Source organism: Actinacidiphila sp. bgisy167, assembly GCF_057707665.1.
Genome location: NZ_JBYIQP010000018.1, coordinates 44,699 through 64,779 on the forward strand (window position 1 = coordinate 44,699; position 20,081 = coordinate 64,779).

Annotated in this window: 13 protein-coding genes; 10 read left to right on the top strand and 3 right to left on the bottom strand. The window is 73.2% G+C overall.

The annotated features are described in order from the left end of the window. Positions 1–65 precede the first annotated feature (65 nt). A complete protein-coding gene (gene smc, locus AC3ET4_RS09980) occupies positions 66–3,623 on the top strand; it encodes a chromosome segregation protein SMC (RefSeq protein ID WP_431948148.1) in 3,558 nt (1,185 codons plus the stop codon). 55 nt (positions 3,624–3,678) lie between these two features. Here smc and AC3ET4_RS09985 read toward each other — a convergent pair whose 3' ends face one another. Beyond that, positions 3,679–4,668 carry an LLM class flavin-dependent oxidoreductase gene (locus AC3ET4_RS09985; RefSeq protein ID WP_431948150.1) on the bottom strand — a complete coding sequence of 330 codons (990 nt, stop codon included), beginning with the start codon at positions 4,666–4,668 and terminating at the stop codon, positions 3,679–3,681. A gap of 100 nt (positions 4,669–4,768) precedes the next feature. On the opposite strand from AC3ET4_RS09985, the gene ftsY reads away from it, so the two are divergent. Beyond that, complete coding sequence (gene ftsY, locus AC3ET4_RS09990) at positions 4,769–5,995, top strand: signal recognition particle-docking protein FtsY (RefSeq protein WP_431948152.1); 1,227 nt, start codon at positions 4,769–4,771, stop codon at positions 5,993–5,995. A gap of 83 nt (positions 5,996–6,078) precedes the next feature. Here the strand turns inward: ftsY and AC3ET4_RS09995 are convergent, their stop codons facing one another. After that, the gene (locus AC3ET4_RS09995; RefSeq protein ID WP_431948154.1) at positions 6,079–6,753 is read right to left on the bottom strand and encodes a bifunctional DNA primase/polymerase; all 675 of its coding nucleotides are present in this window, start codon (positions 6,751–6,753) and stop codon (positions 6,079–6,081) included. Between the two features lie 297 nt (positions 6,754–7,050). On the opposite strand from AC3ET4_RS09995, the gene nsdA reads away from it, so the two are divergent. From nsdA to ftsH, 7 genes are all read left to right on the top strand, one after another. Continuing rightward, positions 7,051–8,499, top strand: coding sequence for a transcriptional repressor NsdA (gene nsdA, locus AC3ET4_RS10000; protein ID WP_431948156.1), 1,449 nt, complete (start codon positions 7,051–7,053; stop codon positions 8,497–8,499). A gap of 452 nt (positions 8,500–8,951) precedes the next feature. Continuing rightward, complete coding sequence (locus AC3ET4_RS10005) at positions 8,952–10,310, top strand: ammonium transporter (RefSeq protein WP_431948158.1); 1,359 nt, start codon at positions 8,952–8,954, stop codon at positions 10,308–10,310. Beyond that, complete coding sequence (locus AC3ET4_RS10010; protein WP_431948160.1) at positions 10,307–10,645, top strand: P-II family nitrogen regulator; 339 nt, start codon at positions 10,307–10,309, stop codon at positions 10,643–10,645. Before AC3ET4_RS10005 ends, AC3ET4_RS10010 begins: the two co-directional genes overlap by 4 nt. A gap of 91 nt (positions 10,646–10,736) precedes the next feature. Further along, positions 10,737–13,214, top strand: coding sequence for a [protein-PII] uridylyltransferase (locus AC3ET4_RS10015; RefSeq protein WP_431948162.1), 2,478 nt, complete (start codon positions 10,737–10,739; stop codon positions 13,212–13,214). A gap of 83 nt (positions 13,215–13,297) precedes the next feature. Continuing rightward, entirely contained in the window at positions 13,298–14,833 is a 1,536-nt protein-coding gene (gene ffh, locus AC3ET4_RS10020) for a signal recognition particle protein (RefSeq protein WP_431948164.1), read from the top strand. 73 nt (positions 14,834–14,906) lie between these two features. Continuing rightward, positions 14,907–15,455, top strand: a complete 549-nt coding sequence (locus AC3ET4_RS10025; RefSeq protein WP_431948166.1) for a GNAT family N-acetyltransferase — start codon at positions 14,907–14,909, stop codon at positions 15,453–15,455. A gap of 100 nt (positions 15,456–15,555) precedes the next feature. Beyond that, complete coding sequence (gene ftsH / locus AC3ET4_RS10030; protein ID WP_431948168.1) at positions 15,556–17,505, top strand: ATP-dependent zinc metalloprotease FtsH; 1,950 nt, start codon at positions 15,556–15,558, stop codon at positions 17,503–17,505. Positions 17,506–17,527: 22 nt separating this feature from the next. On the opposite strand, the gene AC3ET4_RS10035 is transcribed toward ftsH, so the two are convergent. Beyond that, positions 17,528–18,313, bottom strand: coding sequence for a class I SAM-dependent methyltransferase (locus tag AC3ET4_RS10035; protein WP_488175925.1), 786 nt, complete (start codon positions 18,311–18,313; stop codon positions 17,528–17,530). Between the two features lie 298 nt (positions 18,314–18,611). Here AC3ET4_RS10035 and proS point away from each other — a divergent pair, with 298 nt between their 5' ends. Then, on the top strand, positions 18,612–20,024 hold the full coding sequence (gene proS, locus AC3ET4_RS10040; protein ID WP_431948172.1) for a proline--tRNA ligase: 1,413 nt from the start codon (positions 18,612–18,614) through the stop codon (positions 20,022–20,024). Positions 20,025–20,081 lie beyond the last annotated feature (57 nt).

The window sequence follows — 20,081 nt, forward strand, 5'->3', positions numbered from 1 at the left end:
CTTGCATTGCATGTGCCCCCCGCATTCCTCGGTGAAACCGGGAGCGGAAGGTAGAGTCCAGCGGCGTGCACCTGAAGAGCCTGACCCTGCGCGGGTTCAAGTCATTCGCCTCGGCGACGACGCTGCGGTTCGAGCCCGGCATCACCTGCGTCGTCGGCCCGAACGGTTCCGGCAAGTCCAACGTCGTGGACGCGCTGTCCTGGGTCATGGGCGAACAGGGTGCCAAGTCGCTGCGCGGCGGCAAGATGGAGGACGTCATCTTCGCCGGCACGACGGGACGGCCGCCGCTCGGCCGCGCCGAGGTGTCACTCACGATCGACAACGGCGACGGCGCGCTGCCGATCGAATACGCCGAGGTCACCATCACGCGGATCATGTTCCGCAACGGCGGCAGCGAATACCAGATCAACGGCGACACCTGCCGGTTGCTGGACATCCAGGAACTGCTCTCCGATTCCGGTATCGGCCGCGAAATGCACGTGATCGTCGGTCAGGGCCAGCTGGATTCGGTTCTGCACGCCGATCCGACGGGCCGCCGCGCCTTCATCGAGGAGGCGGCCGGCGTCCTCAAGCACCGCAAGCGCAAGGAGAAGGCGCTGCGCAAGCTGGACGCCATGCAGGCCAACCTGGCCCGCGTCCAGGACCTGACGGGTGAGTTGCGCCGTCAGCTCAAGCCGCTGGGACGGCAGGCCCAGGTGGCCCGCCGGGCGGTGGCCATCCAGGCCGACCTGCGCGACGCCCGGTTGCGGCTGCTCGCCGACGACCTGGTCACGCTGCGGGAGGCGCTACGCGCCGAGGTCGCCGACGAGGCCGCGCTCAAGGAGCGCCGCGACGCCGTCGAGACGGACCTGGCGGCCGCCGTGCGGCGGGAGGCGCTGCTGGAGGAGCAGGTCAGAGCGCTCACCCCGCGGCTCGCCGACGCCCGGGCCACCTGGTACGGACTGTCGCAGCTGGCCGAGCGGGTCCGCGGCACCATCGGACTGGCCGAGCAGCGGGTACGCCATGCCACGGCGCAGCCCGCCGAGGAGCGGCGCGGCCGCGACCCGGAGGACATGGAACGCGAGGCCGCCCGCATCCGCGCCCAGGAGGCGGAGCTCACGGACGCGCTGGAAGCGGCCCAGCGGGCCCTGGACGACACGGTCCGGCACCGCGCCGAGCTGGAGCGACGCCTCGCGGAGGAGGACAAGGCCCTCAAAGTCGCCGCCCGCGCCATCGCCGACCGCCGTGAGGGCCTCGCCCGGCTGCAGGGCCAGGTCAACGCCGCGCGCTCCCGGGCCGCGTCCGCCGAGGCGGAGATCGGCCGGCTGGCCGCCGCCCGCGACGAGGCGCGTGAGCGCGCCGAGTCCGCCCAGGAGGAGTACGAGGAACTCCGGGCCCGGGTCGAGGATCTGGACGCCGACGACCTCGACCTGGACGAGCGCCTCGCGGCCGCCGAGGACGAGCAGACGCGCGCCGACGAGGCCCATTCCGCCGCCCGCGAGGCCGCCACCGCCGCCGAGCGCCGGCGGGCCGCCGTCGCCGCGCGTCACGACGCCCTCGCCCTCGGCCTGCGCCGCAAGGACGGCACCGGTGCGCTGCTCGCCGCCGGCGACCGTCTGGCCGGGCTGCTCGGCCCCGCCGCCGAACTCCTCACCGTCGCTCCGGGCCACGAGGTGCCGGTCGCCGCGGCGCTGGGCGCCGCCGCCGACGCCGTGGCCGTGACCGGACCGTCAGCCGCCGCCGAGGCCCTGCGGCTGCTGCGCAAGGACGACGCGGGCCGCGCCGCACTGCTCCTCGCCGGTGGCACCGCCCCGCAGCAGAGCGCCGAGGCGCCGCCGGGCGCGCGGGCGGCCGCCTCGCTGGTCACCGGCCCGGACGAACTGCTTCCCGCTGTGCGCCGCCTGTTGCGGGACTACGTCGTCGTGGACAGCCTCGCCGACGCCGAGGCGCTGGTCGCCGCCCGTCCGCTGCTGATCGCGGTGACCGGGGAAGGCGACGTCCTCGGCGCGCATTTCGCTCACGGCGGTTCGGCCGGAGCCCCCAGCCTGCTGGAGGTCCAGGCGGCCGTCGACGAGGCCGCCGCGGAGATGGAGGCCCTGGCCGGGCGCTGCGAGGCGCTCGCGGAGGAGCAGGCGGCGGCCGAGGAGCGCAGGGCCGCGGCCACCCGGGTGGTCGACGGGCTGACGCAGCGTCGACGGGCGGCGGAGAAGGAGAAGTCGGCAGTGGCGCAGCAGCTGGGCCGGCTCGGTGGACAGGCCCGTGCCGCGGCGGGGGAGGCGGAACGCGCCGCCGCCGCCGTGGGCCGGGCAGAGGAGTCGCTGGCGGCCGCGAGAGAGGAGCTCGAGGAGCTCTCCATCCGGCTGGGCGAGGCGGAGGCCGCTCCCGCCGACGAGGAGCCGGACACATCCGCACGGGACCGGCTGGCCGCCGACGGGGCCAACGCACGCCAGACCGAGATGGAGGCGCGGCTCCAGGTCCGTACGCACGAGGAGCGGGTCAAGGGCCTGGCCGGCCGCGCCGACGGGCTGGACCGCGCCGCCCGCGCCGAGCGCGAGGCCCGGGCCCGCGCCGCCCGTCGCAAGGCGCGCCTGGAGTACGAGGCGCAGGTCGCCTCCGCGGTGCTGAAGGGCGCGCAGGGCCTGCTGGCCCATGCCCAGGTCTCGCTGGGGCGCGCGGACGAGGAGCGGGGCGCGGCCGAGCGCGCCAAGGCCGAGCGCGAGGCGGAACTGGACACCGCGCGCCGCCTGGGCCGGGAGCTGAAGTCCGAGCTGGACCGGCTGACCGACTCCGTCCACAAGGGCGAGGTGCTGGGCGCCGAGAAGCGCCTGCGGATCGAACAGCTGGAGGGCCGGGCGCTGGAGGAGTACGGCGTCGAGCCCGAGGGCCTGGTGGCGGAGTACGGAGCCGACCAGCTCGTGCCGCCGTCGCCCCCCGCCGAGGGCGAGGTGCTGCCGGAGGACCCCGAGCACCCGCGCAACAGGCCGCGGCCCTACCACCGGGCGGAGCAGGAGAAGCGGCTGAAGGCGGCGGAGAAGGCGTACCAGCAGCTGGGCAAGGTCAACCCGCTGGCGCTGGAGGAGTTCGCGGCGCTGGAGGAACGGCACCAGTTCCTCTCGGAGCAGCTGGAGGACCTGAGGAAGACCCGGGCCGACCTGCTCCAGGTGGTCAAGGAGGTCGACGAGCGCGTCGAGCAGGTCTTCACCGCCGCCTACCACGACACGGCGCGCGAGTTCGAGGGCGTGTTCTCCCGGCTCTTCCCCGGTGGCGAGGGCCGACTGATCCTCACCGACCCCGAGAACATGCTCACCACCGGGGTGGAGGTGGAGGCCCGTCCGCCCGGCAAGAAGGTCAAGCGGCTGTCGCTGCTGTCGGGAGGGGAGCGCTCGCTGACCGCGGTGGCGCTGCTGGTGTCGATCTTCAAGGCCCGGCCGAGCCCGTTCTACGTGATGGACGAGGTCGAGGCCGCTCTGGACGACACCAACCTGCAGCGGCTCATCGGCATCATGCGGGAGCTGCAGGAGAGCTCGCAGCTGATCGTCATCACCCACCAGAAGCGGACCATGGAGGTCGCCGACGCGCTGTACGGCGTCTCCATGCAGGGCGACGGCGTGTCGAAGGTCATCAGCCAGCGACTCAAGGCCTGAGGCCGGCAGCGCCCGGCACGGCGTCCGGGGACGCTCAAGGCCCCCGGCCGTGCGGTCAGCCCGCCAGGCGCGGCAGCACCCGCTCCGCGAACAGCCGCAGACTCCGCCATCCCTCCTCGACCGGCATCCCCCCGCACAGCGGGTGCAGCACGAGGGCGGCGGCCGGGTCGGAGGTCGTCTCCGCGTAGGTGACGCACTCGTCGGGGGTGAGCACGCGGTAGAGGCCCTCGTGGCGCAGTTCCTCCGGGCAGGCCGCGGTGGAGAGCACCGCGGAGCGGTTGCCGGCCGACTGCCAGGAGGCGTAGGCGGCGGCCTCGTGGAACAGGTGCCGGCCGTACTCGGCCCAGGTGCGGTCCGGGTCCTCGGACAGGTGCAGCAGCGGCAGCCGCGGCGGGGGCATCAGGCACCAGCCCTCGGTACCGTGCTCGGCGAGCTGCCGCAGGTAGTACGTCTCCAGCTCCGGCAGGTGGGCGCTGGGGAAGAAGGGGAGGCCGAACCGCGCCGCCCGGCGTGCCGCGGCCCGCGAGCTGCCCCCGACGAGCAGCAGCGGGTGCGGGGAGCTCCGAGGTCGGGGCGTGACCCGGACGGTGCGGCCGCGGAAGGCGAAGGGCTCACCGGTCCAGGCCTTCAGGAGCGTGTCCAGCAGTTCGTCCTGCAGGGCGCCGCGCCTGCGCCAGTCGACCCCGTGGGCCGCGTACTCCTCGGGCCGGTAGCCGATGCCGGCGACGGTGACCAGCCGTCCCTCGCCGACGTGGTCGAGCACCGCGAGGTCCTCGGCCAGCCGCAGCGGGTCGTACAGCGGCCCGATCAGCGCGGAGACGGTGACGGTGATCCGGCGGGTCGCGCCGAGGACGGCCCCCGCGAAGGGGAGGGGCGAGGGCAGCCAGCCGTCGGGGGAGCCGTGGTGCTCCTCGGTCTGGACAGTGGCGACGCCGTGCTCGTCGGCGTAGGCCGCCATCTCCAGGGCCGCGCGATAGCGGTGCGCCGGCGCCCCTGACGAGGCCGCGGGGCCGGCGAGGTTGAAGCGCAGGACGGTGGCGGGCATACCCCGACGTTACCTGATGGAACGTCAGGTCGACGGAGTCGGGGAGGCCCGCCGGGTGGTACCCGGGAGGGCGGGCCGCGTGACCGATACTGGACGGGTTATGGAAACCGTCATTCTTGCCGTAGTCATCGCCCTGGTCGTGATCCTCGCGGCCGGCGGGCTGGTGGTGGGCAGCCGCCGCAGGAAGCAGCTGCCCCCCGCGCCTCCCGCCGAGCAGCCGACGATCACCGCGCCTCCCGCCGAACCGCACGTCGGCGAGGAGGCCGAGGCCCCGCGGGACGAGCCCCGCCGGACCATCGAAGAGGTCGAGCTCCCCGAGTCCGAGGACGCCTCCGCAGGCGGCGTCCTGGTCGAGGAGCGTCCGGCCGCCCCCGAGATCGAGCGGCCCGAGCCCGCCGCAGGCCGCCTGGTGCGGCTGCGCTCCCGGCTCTCCCGTTCGCAGAACGCGCTCGGCAAGGGGCTGCTCACGCTGCTCTCGCGCGAGCACCTCGACGAGGACACCTGGGAGGAGGTCGAGGACACCCTGCTCACCGCGGACGTCGGCGTCGCCCCCACCCAGGAGCTGGTGGAGCGGCTGCGCACCCGGGTGAAGGTGCTCGGCACCCGCACCCCCACCGACCTGCGGCAGCTGCTGCGCGAGGAACTGCTGACCCTGGTCGGCACCGACCTGGACCGCTCGCTGCGCACCGACGGCGTGCCGAACGCGGACGGGGCCGACCAGCCGGCGGTGCTGATGGTCGTCGGGGTCAACGGCACCGGCAAGACCACCACCTCCGGGAAGCTCGCCCGTGTCCTGGTGGCCGACGGCCGCAGCGTCGTGCTCGGCGCCGCCGACACCTTCCGGGCCGCGGCCGCGGACCAGCTGCAGACCTGGGGCGAGCGGGTGGGCGCCCGCACCGTGCGCGGGCCCGAGGGCGGCGACCCGGCGTCGGTCGCCTTCGACGCGGTCAAGGAGGGCATCGCCGAGGGCGCGGACGTCGTCCTCATCGACACCGCGGGACGGCTGCACACCAAGACGGGCCTGATGGACGAGCTCGGCAAGGTCAAGCGCGTCGTGGAGAAGCACGGCCCGGTGAACGAGGTCCTGTTGGTCCTGGACGCCACCACGGGCCAGAACGGCCTGGTGCAGGCCCGGGTCTTCGCCGAGGTGGTCGACATCACCGGCATCGTGCTCACCAAGCTCGACGGCACCGCCAAGGGCGGCATCGTCGTCGCCGTCCAGCGCGAGCTGGGCGTCCCCGTCAAGCTGATCGGCCTGGGCGAGGGACCGGACGACCTCGCGCCGTTCGAGCCCGAGGCCTTCGTGGACGCGTTGATCGGCGCGTAACCGGCGGCCGCCGGCACCCGCGCCCCGTTGCACAGGACATGACAAGGGGCGCACTCCCGGGAGTGCGCCCCTTGCTCGTGGCCTCACGCGTGCGCGCGGTCCCGTTGGCAGACGTACGCCAGTGTGCCGAGCAGCAGCCGGGCCTCCGGGGGCCGGCGGGCGGCGTCGAGAGCCGGCGGCCGCAGCCAGCGGACCGGGCCCAGTCCGCCGAGGTCGGAGGGCGGGGCGGTCACATGGTCGCCCGGCCCCAGGCAGCGCAGGTCGAGGTCGGCGTCGTCCCAGCCCATGCGGTACAGCAGGTGCGGGAGCTCGGCGGCGGCCCCCGGCGCGACGAAGAACTGCGCCCGGCCGTCCGGGGTGGCGACGACCGGACCGAGCCGCAGCCCCATCCGCTCCAGACGCACCAGAGCGCGCACGCCGGATCGTTCCGCCACGTCGATCACGTCGAAGGCGCGCCCCACGGGAAGCATCAGCGCCGCGCCCGGCACACGCTCCCAGGCGGCCACGGCCTCCTCGAGGGTGGCCCCGGCCGGCACCTCGCCGGCGAACTCCAGCACATGGGCGCCCGGCGCCCGGCACTCCGGGTCGCCGCAGGAGCACTGACCGCCCCCGCGGGTGGCGCGCGCGCCGGGCGCCACGGCCCAACCGCACAGCCCGGTGTACTCCGCCACGGTGGTGCACGCCGAGGCGTGCGTCCGGCGGCGCGCGCCGGAGCGGATGTGACGCATCTCCCGCATGCTGCCGATCGTGAAGCCCATGACACCCCCAACGGGTCGCCGTCGCCGATGGTTACGCCCCTGCCTGATCGGCATGTGTCAAGTGAATCGCGCCCCGCGCGCATCGAGTTCATTCATTGGGGTGGCGAATGGTGGCGTTTTCGCTGAAGGCGTCGCCGGACGGGTGATCGTAGGATTACTTTCGGTTCACAAGCCCCGGGAGTGTGCGCGGTCCGGCGGGTATGCCGGAGGCAAGACCCGTAGGACACTGAGGCACATGGGGCCAAGGCAACAGCCCTCATCCCCGGAGGTGTTGGGCGACGGAATGGGGGCGTCACGGTGGGCGGCACACAGGACAAGCAGCCCAACGCGCAGTTGACCTCTTGGTTTGTGCGCAGCGGCTGGTCCAAGGGCGAACTCGCCCGTCAGGTGAACCGCAGAGCGCGCCAGATGGGCGCACTGCACGTCAGCACGGACACCTCACGGGTGCGCCGCTGGCTGGACGGCGAGCAGCCGCGCGAGCCGATCCCGCGCATCCTGTCCGAGCTGTTCTCCGAGCGCTTCGGCACCGTCGTCCCGGTGGAGGACCTGGGGCTGCGCCCCACCCAGCAGCCGCCCGCGTCGACCGGGGTGGACCTGCCGTGGGCGGGGCCGCAGACCGTCCAGCTGATCCACGAGTTCTCCCGCAGCGACCTGATGCTGGGCCGCCGCGGCTTCCTCGGGACCTCCCTGGCGCTGGCCGCCGGCCCCGCACTGGTCGAGCCCATGCAGCGCTGGCTGGTGCCCACCTCCGGGTCAGGGGCCGACGTCCCCCCGCCGCGCGAGCCCGGCGCCAGGGTCCGGCTCTCCGAGCCCGAGCTGCAGCTGCTGGAGGCCACCACGGTGATGTTCCGGCAGTGGGACAACCAGTGCGGCGGCGGTCTGCGCCGCAAGGCCGTGGTGGGTCAGCTGCACGAGGTCACCGACCTGCTCCAGGAGTCCCACCCGCAGTCCGTGGCCAAGCGGCTCTACCGCGTCACCGCCGAGCTCGCGGCGCTCGCCGGCTGGATGTCGTACGACGTCGGCCTGCACCCCACGGCGCAGAAGTACCTGGTCCTGGCCCTGCACGCGGCCAAGGAGGCCGAGGACCGCCCGCTGGGCGCCTTCGTCCTGTCCAGCATGAGCCGCCAGATGATCCACCTGGACCGGCCGGACGACGCACTGGAACTCATCCACCTGGCGCAGTACGGCAGCAGGGACAGCGCGAGCGCCACCACCCAGGCGATGCTCTACGCGGTGGAAGCCCGCGCCTACGCCAACATGGGCCAGGTCGGCAAGTGCCATCGCGCCGTGCGCATGGCCGAGGAGTCCTACGCTGACTCCCGGCCCGCCGAGGACCCGGACTGGATCAGCTTCTTCAACGAGGCGGAGCTCAACGCCGAGAACGCCCACTCCTACCGCGACCTGGCGTATGTGGCCGGCCGCAGCCCCACGTACGCGTCGCTCGCCCACCCGGTGATGCAGGAGGCCGTCAGGCTGTTCGCGAAGGACACCGTCCACCAGCGCGCCTACGCCCTCAACCTGATCGGCATGGCCACCGTGCACCTGCTGCAGCGCAGCCCGGAGGAGGCCGCCCACCTCACCGTCCAGGCGATCGACGTCGCCAAGAACGTGCGCTCCGAGCGGGTGAACACCCGTATCCGCAAGACCGCCGACACCGCTCTGCGCGACTTCGGCGAGGTCGCCGAGGTCGCCCAGCTCAGCGAGCGGCTGGCGGCCGACCTTTCCGAGGTCGCCGCGACCGCCTGAGCGGGCGGTCCGCACCCCCGCACGCCGGCCGCGGCCGGCCATCCCGACAGCCCGACTCGGCTCCCCCATGCCAGGTCAACCGGGTGGCCCGCCGCGGCCGGTCCTCGTCACCGGACCGGCGCCTCGTCGCGCCGCGCCGATGCGTGCCTGTGCGCGCCGATGTGCGCCGGCGTGTCCCTTCGCCGGCGTGGCGAGGTTTGCACACCCCGGCACACGCGGCACGTATACAGCTCGTCGACCGGCCCGAGGGGCGACCGAGTCGTGACGGCGTCGTCATGGGCGGCGCCCAGCGGGGCCGCGGTTCACCGTGACGTAACACGGACGACTTCTTCGTCACGGTCACGAAACACCCAATGGCGTCGACGGTAACCCGATTGGGACAACCTCAAGGCGAAAACCGGCCCATCGAGCCCGCTTCCCGTACGGGCCGTTCGGATGACGAGGAGACGCCGATGGCAGCAGGCTTCATGACGCTTGCCGCAGACAAGCCCACGCTCGACAGCGGTAGCACGGCGTTCATGCTGCTGAGTGCAGCGCTGGTGCTCGTGATGACCCCCGGCCTCGCCTTCTTCTACGGCGGCATGGTGCGGGTCAAGAGCGTGCTGAACATGCTGATGATGAGCTTCATCGCCATCGCCATCGTCACCGTGTTGTGGACGCTCTACGGCTTCAGCGTCGCATTCGACTCCGGGAACGCGTTCTTCGGCGGCTTCGACTGGGCCGGCATGCGCAACATCGGGATCAACCAGCTGTGGGACGGCTACACCATCCCGGTCTACGTCTTCGCGGTCTTCCAGCTGATGTTCGCGATCATCACACCCGCCCTCATCAGCGGCGCCCTGGCGGACCGGGTGAAGTTCACCGCCTGGACCCTGTTCGTGGCGCTGTGGGCCACGGTCGTGTACTTCCCGGTCGCCCACATGGTCTGGGCGTCCGACGGCTTCCTCTTCACCCGCGGCGTGATCGACTTCGCCGGCGGTACGGCGGTGCACATCAACGCCGGTGCCGCCGCGCTCGGCGTGATCCTCGTCATCCGCAAGCGCGTGGGCTTCAAGAAGGACCCGTTCCGGCCGCACAACCTGCCGCTGGTCATGCTCGGCGCGGCTCTGCTGTGGTTCGGCTGGTTCGGCTTCAACGCCGGCTCCTGGCTCGCCTCGGACGGCGTCGCCGCCGTGGCCTTCACCAACACCCAGGTCGCCACGGCCGCCGCGATGCTGGGCTGGCTCGCCTACGAGAAGATCAAGCACGGCTCCTTCACCACCCTGGGCGCCGCCTCCGGCGCGGTCGCCGGCCTGGTCGCCATCACCCCGGCCTGCGGCTCGGTCAGCCCGCTCGGCGCCATCGCCGTCGGTGTCATCGCGGGTGTGGCCTGCGCCGCCGCCGTCGGCCTGAAGTTCAAGTTCGGCTACGACGACTCCCTCGACGTGGTCGGCGTCCACATGGTCGGCGGCATCGTCGGCTCCCTGCTCATCGGCTTCTTCGCCACCGGCGGGGTCGGCCAGACCGCCAAGGGCGTCTTCTACGGCGGCGGCTTCGACCAGCTGTGGAAGCAATTCCTGGGCGTCGGCGTGGTGCTGGCCTACTCGCTGGTCGCCTCGGCGATCCTTGCCAAGCTCATCGACCTGGTGATCGGATTCACCGTCAGTGAGGACACCGAGGTCGCGGGCATCGACCAGGCCGAGCACGCGGAGACCGGCTACGACTTCGCGGGTGTGGCCGGCGCGGTCCGCTCCGCCCTTTCCTCCCTGGACAGCAGCAGCGGTGCCGGCACCGAGGCGGCCGGCGCCCCGTCGAAGAAGGTGGACGCGTGAAGCTCATCACCGCGGTCGTGAAGCCGCACCGGCTGGACGAGATCAAGGAGGCCCTGCAGGCCTTCGGCGTCCAGGGCCTGACGGTCACCGAGGCCAGCGGCTACGGCCGTCAGCGGGGCCACACCGAGGTCTACCGTGGTGCGGAGTACACCGTCGACCTCGTGCCCAAGATCCGCATCGAGGTGCTCGTCGAGGACGGCGACGCCGAGCAGGTGATCGATGTGATCGTCAAGGCGGCCCGCACCGGCAAGATCGGTGACGGCAAGGTCTGGAGCCTTCCGGTCGAGACCGCCGTACGGGTCAGGACCGGGGAGCGCGGCCCGGACGCACTCTGAGGACGCGGGGGCGCGGCCGGGACTCCGGCCGCGCCCCTTCGCATCACCGAACCCGAGCGGTTCCACCGCACAGCCCGCGACTGGAGACAGTGTGACGGAGAACGTCGACGCGAAAGCCCGCGACGGACACGCCCCCGCGGGCTACGCGGCGGCCCGGCTGGCCCTCCTGAACGGCGGAGGCCCGGCCGGGCCGCCGCGGCGCAAGGCGCTGGCGGGCCTCACCGACACCTGGCTCGCCGACCTCGCCCGCGGGGCGGCCGAGCGGACCGGGACGACCGGCTGGTCCCTGGTCGCCGTCGGCGGCTACGGCCGCGGCGAGCTCTCCCCGCGCAGCGACCTCGACCTGCTGCTGCTCCACGACGGCTCCGCCGGGCCCGGGGCCATCGCGGGCCTCGCCGACGGCATCTGGTACCCGGTCTGGGACCTGGGCGTCGCCCTCGACCACTCCGTCCGCACCCCCGTCGAGGCCCGCAAGACCGCGACCGAGGACCTCAAGGTGCACCTCGGCCTGCTCGATGCCCGCCACCTCGCGGGCGACGTCGCCCTCACCGCCTCCCTGCGCTCCGCCGTCCTCGCCGACTGGCGCAACCAGGCCCCCAAACGGCTGCCCGCACTCCATGAGCTCTGCCTGGAACGCGCCGAACGCCACGGCGAGCTCTCCTACCTGCTCGAGCCCGACCTCAAGGAGGCGCGCGGCGGGTTGCGCGACGCCACCGCACTGCGCGCCGTCGCCGCCTCCTGGCTCGCCGACGCGCCCCGCGAGGGCCTGGAGGGGGCGCACACCCGGCTGCTCGACGCCCGGGACGCCCTCCACCTGGCGACCGGCCGCGCCACCGACCGGCTGGCCCTGCAGGAGCAGGACCAGGTGGCCGGCGCACTCGGCCTGCTGGACGCCGACACGCTGCTGCGCCAGGTGTACGAGGCGGCCCGCACCGTCGCCTACGCGTCCGACGTGACCTGGCGCGAGGTCCGCCGGGTGCTGCGCGCCCGCCAGACGCGGCCCCGCAGGCGCGGGCTGCTCGGCCGGTCCCGCCCCGAGCAGGGGAACACGCCGGTGCGCACCCCGCTCGCCGAGGGCGTCGTGGAGCACGAGGGCGAGGCCGTCCTCGCGCTGACCGCACGGCCCGAGCGCGACCCGGTCCTGCCGCTGCGCGCGGCCGCGGCGGCCGCCGAGCACGGTGTGCCGCTGTCACTGTATGCGGTCCGCCGACTGGCCGTGGCCCAGGCGGGCCGGCCGCTGCCGGTGCCGTGGCCCGCCGAGGCCCGCGAACAGCTCGTCACGCTGCTCGGCGCGGGCGAGTCCACCGTGCAGGTGTGGGAGGCCCTGGAGGCCGAGGGCATGATCACCCGATTCCTCCCCGACTGGGAGCGGGTCCGCTGCCGCCCGCAGCGCAACGCCGTGCACGTCTGGACCGTCGACCGGCACCTCGTCGAGTGCGCGGTGCGCGCCTCGCGCCTGACCCGCCGGGTCGGACGTCCCGACCTGCTGCTCATCGCCGCCCTACTGCACGACATGGGCAAGGGCTGGCCCGGCGACCACTCCGAGGCCGGCGAAGTCATCGCCCGGGACGTCGCGGGCCGGTTCGGCTTCGGCCAAGCCGACGTGGAGACGCTGGCCCTGCTCGTCCGCCACCACCTGCTGCTGATCGAGACCGCGACCCGGCGGGACCTGGACGACCCCGCCACCGTGCAGGGCGTCGCCGACGCCGTACGCGACACCGAGACACTGGAACTGCTGCACGCCCTGACCGAGGCGGACGCCCTCGCCACCGGCCCGGCGGCCTGGAGCGCCTGGCGCGCCTCACTCGTCGGCGACCTGGTCAAACGGGTCTCCGCGGTCCTGGCGAACGGGGCGGTGCCCGAGCCCGCCGACCGCGAGCCCACCGCGGAGGAGGAGCGCCTGGCCGTCGAGGCGGCGCGCACCGCGGGCCCGGTCATCGCGCTGCACGCCCACGCCGAGCCGGACCCCGACGGCGCCGCCCCGAGGACCGCGGAGGGCGAGCCCGAACCCGTCGGCGTCGAGCTGCTGCTCGCCGTCCCGGACCGCCCGGGGCTGCTCGCCGCGGCGGCGGGCGTGCTCGCCCTGCACCGCCTCACCGTCCGCGCCGCCGACCTGCGTGCGGTCGACCCCATCGGGGAGGGCCCGGTGACGCTGCTGCGCTGGCGGGTGGCCGCCGAGTACGGCTCGCTGCCCGAGGCGGCACGGCTGCGCAACGACTTCGCCCGGGCCTTCGCCGGCTCCCTCGACATCGAGGCACGGCTGGCCGAGCGCGAGTCGGCCTATCCCCGCCGTCGCGGGGTCACGCCCCCGCCGCCGCGCGTCACCGTCGCCCCCGGCAGTTCCAGCGCCGCCACCGTCATCGAGGTCCGCGCCCATGACGCCCCCGGGCTGCTCCACCGCATCGGCCGGGCACTGGAGTCCACGGGTGTGAACGTCCGGTCGGCCCGGATCAGCACGCTCGGAGCCAACGCGGTGGACGCGTTCTACGTCACCGACACCTCGGGCGATCCGCTTCCCGACGTCAGGGCGGCCGAGGTCGCCGACGAGGTCGAGCGGGCGCTGCGCTGACGCGGTGGAGACCATCGGCGGGTCGTGCGGATACCCTTGAGGACGACTATCACCCGCCCCCGACCTGAGGATCCGCGACCGACGTGTTCGACACCCTTTCCGACCGCCTCGCAGCGACGTTCAAGAACCTCCGGGGCAAGGGCCGCCTCTCCGAGGCGGACATCGACGCCACGGCGCGCGAGATCCGCATCGCGCTGCTGGAGGCGGATGTCGCGCTGCCGGTGGTCCGTGCCTTCATCAAGCAGGTCAAGGAGCGGGCGACCGGGGCCGAGGTGTCCCAGGCGCTCAATCCCGCCCAGCAGGTCATCAAGATCGTCAACGATGAGCTCATCGGCATCCTCGGCGGCGAGACCCGGCGGCTGCGCTTCGCCAAGCAGCCCCCGACCGTCATCATGCTCGCCGGTCTGCAGGGTGCCGGCAAGACGACCCTGGCGGGCAAGCTCGGCCGCTGGCTGAAGACCCAGGGCCACACCCCGCTGCTGGTCGCAGCCGACCTTCAGCGCCCCAACGCCGTCAACCAGCTCCAGGTCGTCGCGGAGCGCGCCGGCGTCGCGGTCTTCGCACCGGAGCCCGGCAACGGCGTGGGCGACCCGGTCCAGGTCGCCAAGGACTCCATCGACCACGCGCGCAGCAAGCAGTACGACGTGGTCGTCGTCGACACCGCGGGCCGCCTCGGCATCGACGCCGAGATGATGCAGCAGGCCGCGGACATCCGGGACGCCGTGCGGCCCGACGAGATCCTCTTCGTCGTCGACGCCATGATCGGCCAGGACGCGGTCAACACCGCCGAGGCCTTCCGCGACGGCGTCGGCTTCGACGGCGTGGTGCTCTCCAAGCTCGACGGCGACGCCCGCGGTGGTGCCGCGCTCTCCATCGCGCACGTCACCGGCCGCCAGATCATGTTCGCGTCCAACGGCGAGAAACTGGACGACTTCGACGCCTTCCACCCGGACCGGATGGCCTCGCGCATCCTGGGCATGGGCGACGTCCTCAGCCTGATCGAGAAGGCCGAGCAGACCTTCAGCCAGGCCGAGGCCCAGAAGATGGCCGAGAAGCTGGCCAAGGGTCCGAAGGAGTTCACCCTCGACGACTTCCTCCAGCAGATGGAGCAGGTCCGCAAGATGGGCTCGATCTCCAAGCTGCTCGGCATGCTCCCGGGCATGGGCCAGATCAGGGACCAGATCAACAACCTCGACGAGCGCGACGTGGACCGCACGGCCGCGATCATCAAGTCGATGACCCCGGGCGAGCGCCAGGACCCCACGATCATCAACGGTTCGCGCCGCGCCCGCATCGCGCGCGGTTCCGGTTCGGACGTGAGCGCTGTGAAGAGCCTGGTGGAGCGGTTCTTCGAGGCCCGCAAGATGATGTCGCGGATGGCTCAGGGCGGCATCCCGGGGATGCCCGGCATGCCGGGCATGGGCGGCGCACGCCAGAAGAAGCAGCAGAAGAAGGCCAAGGGCAAGCGGCAGAGCGGCAACCCGCTCAAGCGGGCAGAGCAGGCGAAGGCGGACGCCGCCCGTCGCGAGCAGCAGGCCGGCGGCGCCTTCGGCCTGCCGGCCGGCCAGGAGGGCCAGAACTTCGAACTGCCCGAGGAGTTCAAGAAGTTCATGGGCTGATCCGGGCCCGGCGAGCTTCGGCGGCGGCACCCCTCGTGAGGGGGAGCCGCCGCCGTACGTGCATGATGGACCCATGCGCGTACACATTCGCCCCCCGGAGCCTGCAGACGCTGCCGCCTACCGGGAGGCGGTGCTGCGCTCCGCCGAGCACATCGGACGCTGGAACCCGGTCGAGCCGGACGGGCTGCCCGAACTGCTGCGGCGCCAGGGGCCCGCGCTGCGGACCTTCCTCGTGCTCGACGAGGAGAGCGGCGGCATCGTCGGCAAGTGCAATGTCGCCAACATCGTCATGGGGCGCTTCCGCAACGCCAGCCTGGGCTACGACAGCTACCTGCCCTTCGCCGGCACCGGGCGGATGAGCGAGGGCCTGCGGCTGGTCGTCGACCGCTGCTTCACCCCCGAACCCCGGGGGCTGGGCCTGCACCGGCTGGAGATCAACGTGCAGCCGGAGAACGAGCGCTCGGTCGCCATGGCCAAGCGCCTCGGCTTCCGCCACGAGGGCTTCACACCGCGCATGCTCTACCTGAACGACGCCTGGCGCGACCACGAGCGCTTCGCGCTCACCGCCGAGGAGTGGCCCGGGGTTCGAGGGAGCTCGGGACCGGAGTCGCCCGGGGCCTGAGGCGCCCAAGTCCGAGGCGGCCCCGGGCCTGAGGGCCCGGAGCCCGAGGCGGCCCGAGGCCTGAGGGGCGCCGGAGCGGCACTGTCCTTATTGTCAAGTTATGGGTAATCCCGTACCGCCCCGGCAGAATCCGGACGACCCATGGCGGACGGAGGGCGCGCCGCCCTCGCCGCCCACCCGGCGACGGCGCCGCCTGGGCGGCTGGGGCGGCATGATCCTGACGGCGCTCGCCGTCTTCCTCATCACCGATCTGGTGCTCTCGTTCCTCGCCGGCGGACCCCGGCCGACCACCATCTCCTACACCGAGTTCGGCCGGCAGCTCGCCGCGGACAACATCTCGAGGATCTACTCCAAGGGCGACTCCATCGAGGGAGAGCTCAAGCGCAAGCAGGACGTGCCCGGGGCGGACGAGGGCACCTTCATCCAGTTCAAGACCCAGCGGCCGGTCTTCGCCGACGACGACCTGTGGGCGACGCTGGCCAAGAACGACGTCACCGTCACCGCCGAACCCGTGGTGCAGCAGCGCGGCCTGCTCTACAACCTGCTGCTCTCGCTCGCCCCGGTGCTGCTGCTCGTCGTGCTGTGGCTCTACGTCTCCCGCAGGATGAGCAAGCTCGCGGGCGGTCTCGGGGGCCTCGGGGGCCTCGGCGGCATCGGCCGCAAGGGCCCGCCGCGGCCGGTCGTCCCCGAGGCGGGCCGCCGTACCACCTTCGCCGACGTGGCGGGCATCGACGAGGTGGAGGCCGAACTCGACGAGGTCGTCGACTACCTCAGGCGCCCGCAGGCCTACCGGGCGCTCGGAGCCCGGATGCCGCGCGGCGTGCTGCTCGCCGGACCGCCCGGCACCGGCAAGACCCTGCTCGCCCGGGCGGTGGCCGGCGAGGCGGACGTGCCGTTCTTCTCCGCCTCCGCCTCCGAGTTCATCGAGATGATCGTGGGCGTGGGGGCCGGCCGGGTGCGCGAGCTGTTCGCCGAGGCCCGCAAGGTCGCTCCGGCGATCATCTTCATCGACGAGATCGACACCATCGGCCGCGCCCGGGGCGCCGCGGGCGGCGTCGGCGGCCACGACGAGCGCGAGCAGACCCTCAACCAGATCCTCACCGAGATGGACGGCTTCTCCGGCTCCGAAGGAGTCGTCGTCATCGCCGCCACCAACCGGCCCGACGTCCTGGACCCCGCCCTGACCCGGCCGGGCCGCTTCGACCGCGTCGTCCACGTCAGTCCTCCCGACCGCGCGGGCCGCGAGGCCATCCTCCGCATCCACCTGCGTCCGGTGCCCCTGGAGAGCGACATCGACCTGACGTCGGTGGCCCGTGCCACGCCCGGCATGACCGGCGCCGAGCTCGCCAACCTCGCCAACGAGGCGGCGCTGCTCGCCGTCAAGCGCGGCAAGCGGGCCGTCGGGCAGAGCGAGCTCACCGACGCCCTGGAGAAGGTGCAGCTGGGAGCGGCACGCCCGCTCGTCATCCCGGCCGAGGAACGCCGCCGCACGGCCTACCACGAGTCCGGGCACGCCCTGCTCGGCATGCTGCACCCGGGCGCCGACCCCGTACGCAGGATCACCATCGTGCCGCGCGGCCGCGCCCTCGGCGTCACCCTCTCCACCCCCGACTCCGACCGCTACGCGTACACCGAGGAGTACCTGCGCGGCCGGATCATCGGCGCCCTCGGCGGCATGGCCGCCGAGCACGTCGTCTTCGGGGTGGTCACCACCGGCGCCGAGAACGACCTGGAGCAGGTCACGGGCGTCGTCCGGGGCATGGTCGGCCGCTGGGGGATGAGTGAGAGGATCGGCCCGCTCTCCGCGCTCCCGGCCGACTCCCAGCAGCCCTACGGACTGTCCGCCGCCCCCGCCACCCTCGACGCGATCGACACCGAGATGCGCAGGATCGTGGACGAGTGCTACGAGACGGCCTGCCGGCTGCTGAGCCGGCACCGCGAGCAACTGGACGCCCTCGCGGAGCGGCTGCTGGAGGCGGAGACGCTGGATGAGGACGAGGCGTACGCGGCGGCGGGCATCCCGCGGCTTGCGAAGGCCGAGCAGCGGTGACCCGGCCGCGGGACGCGCCGCGCTACACCACCCGGGCCACCAGGTAACGGAACACGTTCTCCATCCGGACCGTACCGTCGGCGCGCCGGTACGCGTGCAGCGCCTCGCGCAGCTCCTTGCCCACCTGGTCCTGGTCGGTGGCCGCCACGGCGGCGTCGAAGAGCCCGGTCGAGATCAGGCCGCGCACGGCGCTGTCCATGTCGGGGTAGCCGAACGGGCAGGACACCCGTCCTGAGCCGTCCGGACGCAGCCCCGCGTCCCGCGCCAGCAACTCCAGGTCGTCCCTGCCGCTGAGCCGGACCGCGGCCCCGGCGGCCCCGGCGGCCCCGGCGGGCGCTCCGGCGGTGGCGCCGCGCGGCTCGGCCAACCGGGCCGCGACCCGCAGCACCCGCCCGCTGGCGCAGCGCTCGGGCGGCCCCCAGCCCGCCAGCACGACGGGACTGCCCCGCTCGGCCAGGCCCGCCGCGGCCCTCAGCGCCGGGACCAGCGCCTCGGGCGCCGCACCCGGGTCGAGGGCGGTGACCACGGTGAACGGCGCCCCGTCCGTCGCGGACACCGCTCGCGGGCCGCCGGACACGAGCCGGGTGCGGCCGTGCGCCCGGGCCGGCGCGCCCCACTGCGGCTCGGGCAGCAGACGCTGCCGGGCCAGTGCCAGCCGCCGTTCGTCCTCCTCGCACCCCGTGACGGCGGCGCCCCGGGCCGAGGCCATCAGCAGAGCGAGGCCCGATCCGCAGCCGATGCCGAGCAGCCGGGTGCGGGGGCCGACCTCCAGCCGCTCGTGCACCGCCTCGTAGAGCGGTACGAGCATCCGCTCCTGGATCTCCGCCCAGTCACGCGCCCTGCCGTCGGTCCGGTCTGTCCGTGGGTGCCGTGCGAGCGTAAGTGTCATCGAAGCGCCCCAATCAGCCGCGTCGCAGTCTCGCCGAAAGCCTTCCTCGTACGCCCCCCGGTTACGCCGCGCATGCCGTCCGTCACGCGGCGCGCGCCCCCGGAGTCAGCCAACTCCCCTTCCGGGCCGTAGTCCAGAGGTTTGAAGGCGGGGATCGGGCGAATTCCCCGTTCCGCCGATTCACGCCCGGCGCCGCTGGCCCCGTACCATCTGCGGCATGGCAAAGGCTCCCGTACTCACGCCCCAGGCGGACGACTTCCCGCGCTGGTACCAGGACCTGATCAACAAGGCCGAACTGGCCGACAACGGCCCGGTGCGCGGCACCATGGTGATCCGACCGTACGGGTACTCGCTGTGGGAGCGGATGCAGCAGGAGATGGACGCGCGGATCAAGGAGGCGGGCGCCCAGAACGCGTACTTCCCGCTCTTCATCCCGCAGTCCTACCTGACGCGCGAGGCCGAGCACGTCGAGGGCTTCGCGCCGGAGCTGGCCGTGGTCACCCACGGCGGAGGCAAGGAGCTGGAGGAGCCGGTCGTGGTCCGGCCCACCTCCGAGACGATCATCAACGAGTACTTCTCCAAGTGGGTGCAGAGCTACCGCGACCTCCCCCTGCTGATCAACCAGTGGGCCAACGTGGTCCGTTGGGAGATGCGCTCGCGGCTCTTCCTCCGTACGAGCGAGTTCCTGTGGCAGGAGGGGCACACCGCCCACGCCACCTACGAGGACGCCCGCGACTACGCGGCGATGATCCACCGCGACGTGTACGGCGACTTCATGACCGAGGTCCTCGGCATCGACGTCGTCCTCGGCCGCAAGACCGCCCGCGAGCGCTTCGCCGGCGCGATCAACACCCTCACTCTCGAGGGAATGATGGGCGACGGCAAGGCGCTGCAGCTGGGCACCAGCCATGAGCTCGGCACCAACTTCGCCAAGGCCTTCAACACCTCCTACCTGTCGAAGGAAGGGCAGCAGGAGCTGGTCTGGCAGACCTCCTGGGGCGTGTCGACCCGCATGGTCGGCGGACTGATCATGTCCCACGGCGACGACAACGGACTGCGCGTGCCGCCGCGGCTGGCGCCGGTGCAGGCCGTCGTCCTGGCGATCAAGGGCGACGACGCGGTCGTCGCCAAGGTCCGCGAGATCGGCGACCGGCTCAAGGCCGCGGGCGTGCGCGTCCAGGTCGACGTGCGCACCGACACCCCGTTCGGCCGGCGCGCCGTGGACTGGGAGCTCAAGGGCGTCCCCGTCCGGGTCGAGGTCGGCCCCCGAGACCTGGAGAACGGCACCGCGATGCTCGCCCGGCGCATCCCCGGGGGCAAGGAGCCGGTGGCGATCGACGAACTGGCCGCGCTGCTGCCCAAGGTGCTGGAGGAGGACCAGGCCACGCTGCTGCGCCAGTCCCGCGAGCGCCGCGAGTCCCGCACGGTCGACGTCGCGACGATCGCCGAGGCCGCCGAGGCCGCGGCCACAGGCTGGGCCCGCATCCCGTGGGCGGACCTCGGCCCGGAGGGCGAGGCCAAGCTGGCCGAGCAGGGCGTGTCCGTGCGCTGTCTGGTCACCGCGGAGGGCCAGGTGCCGGAAACGGACGACGCGCCGGGTACCGTCGCGATCGTCGCGCGGGCATACTGACCGTCAGCCGACCGCCGATTGACTGAAAAGCGACGTACGTAATCGGCGGTACGTCCG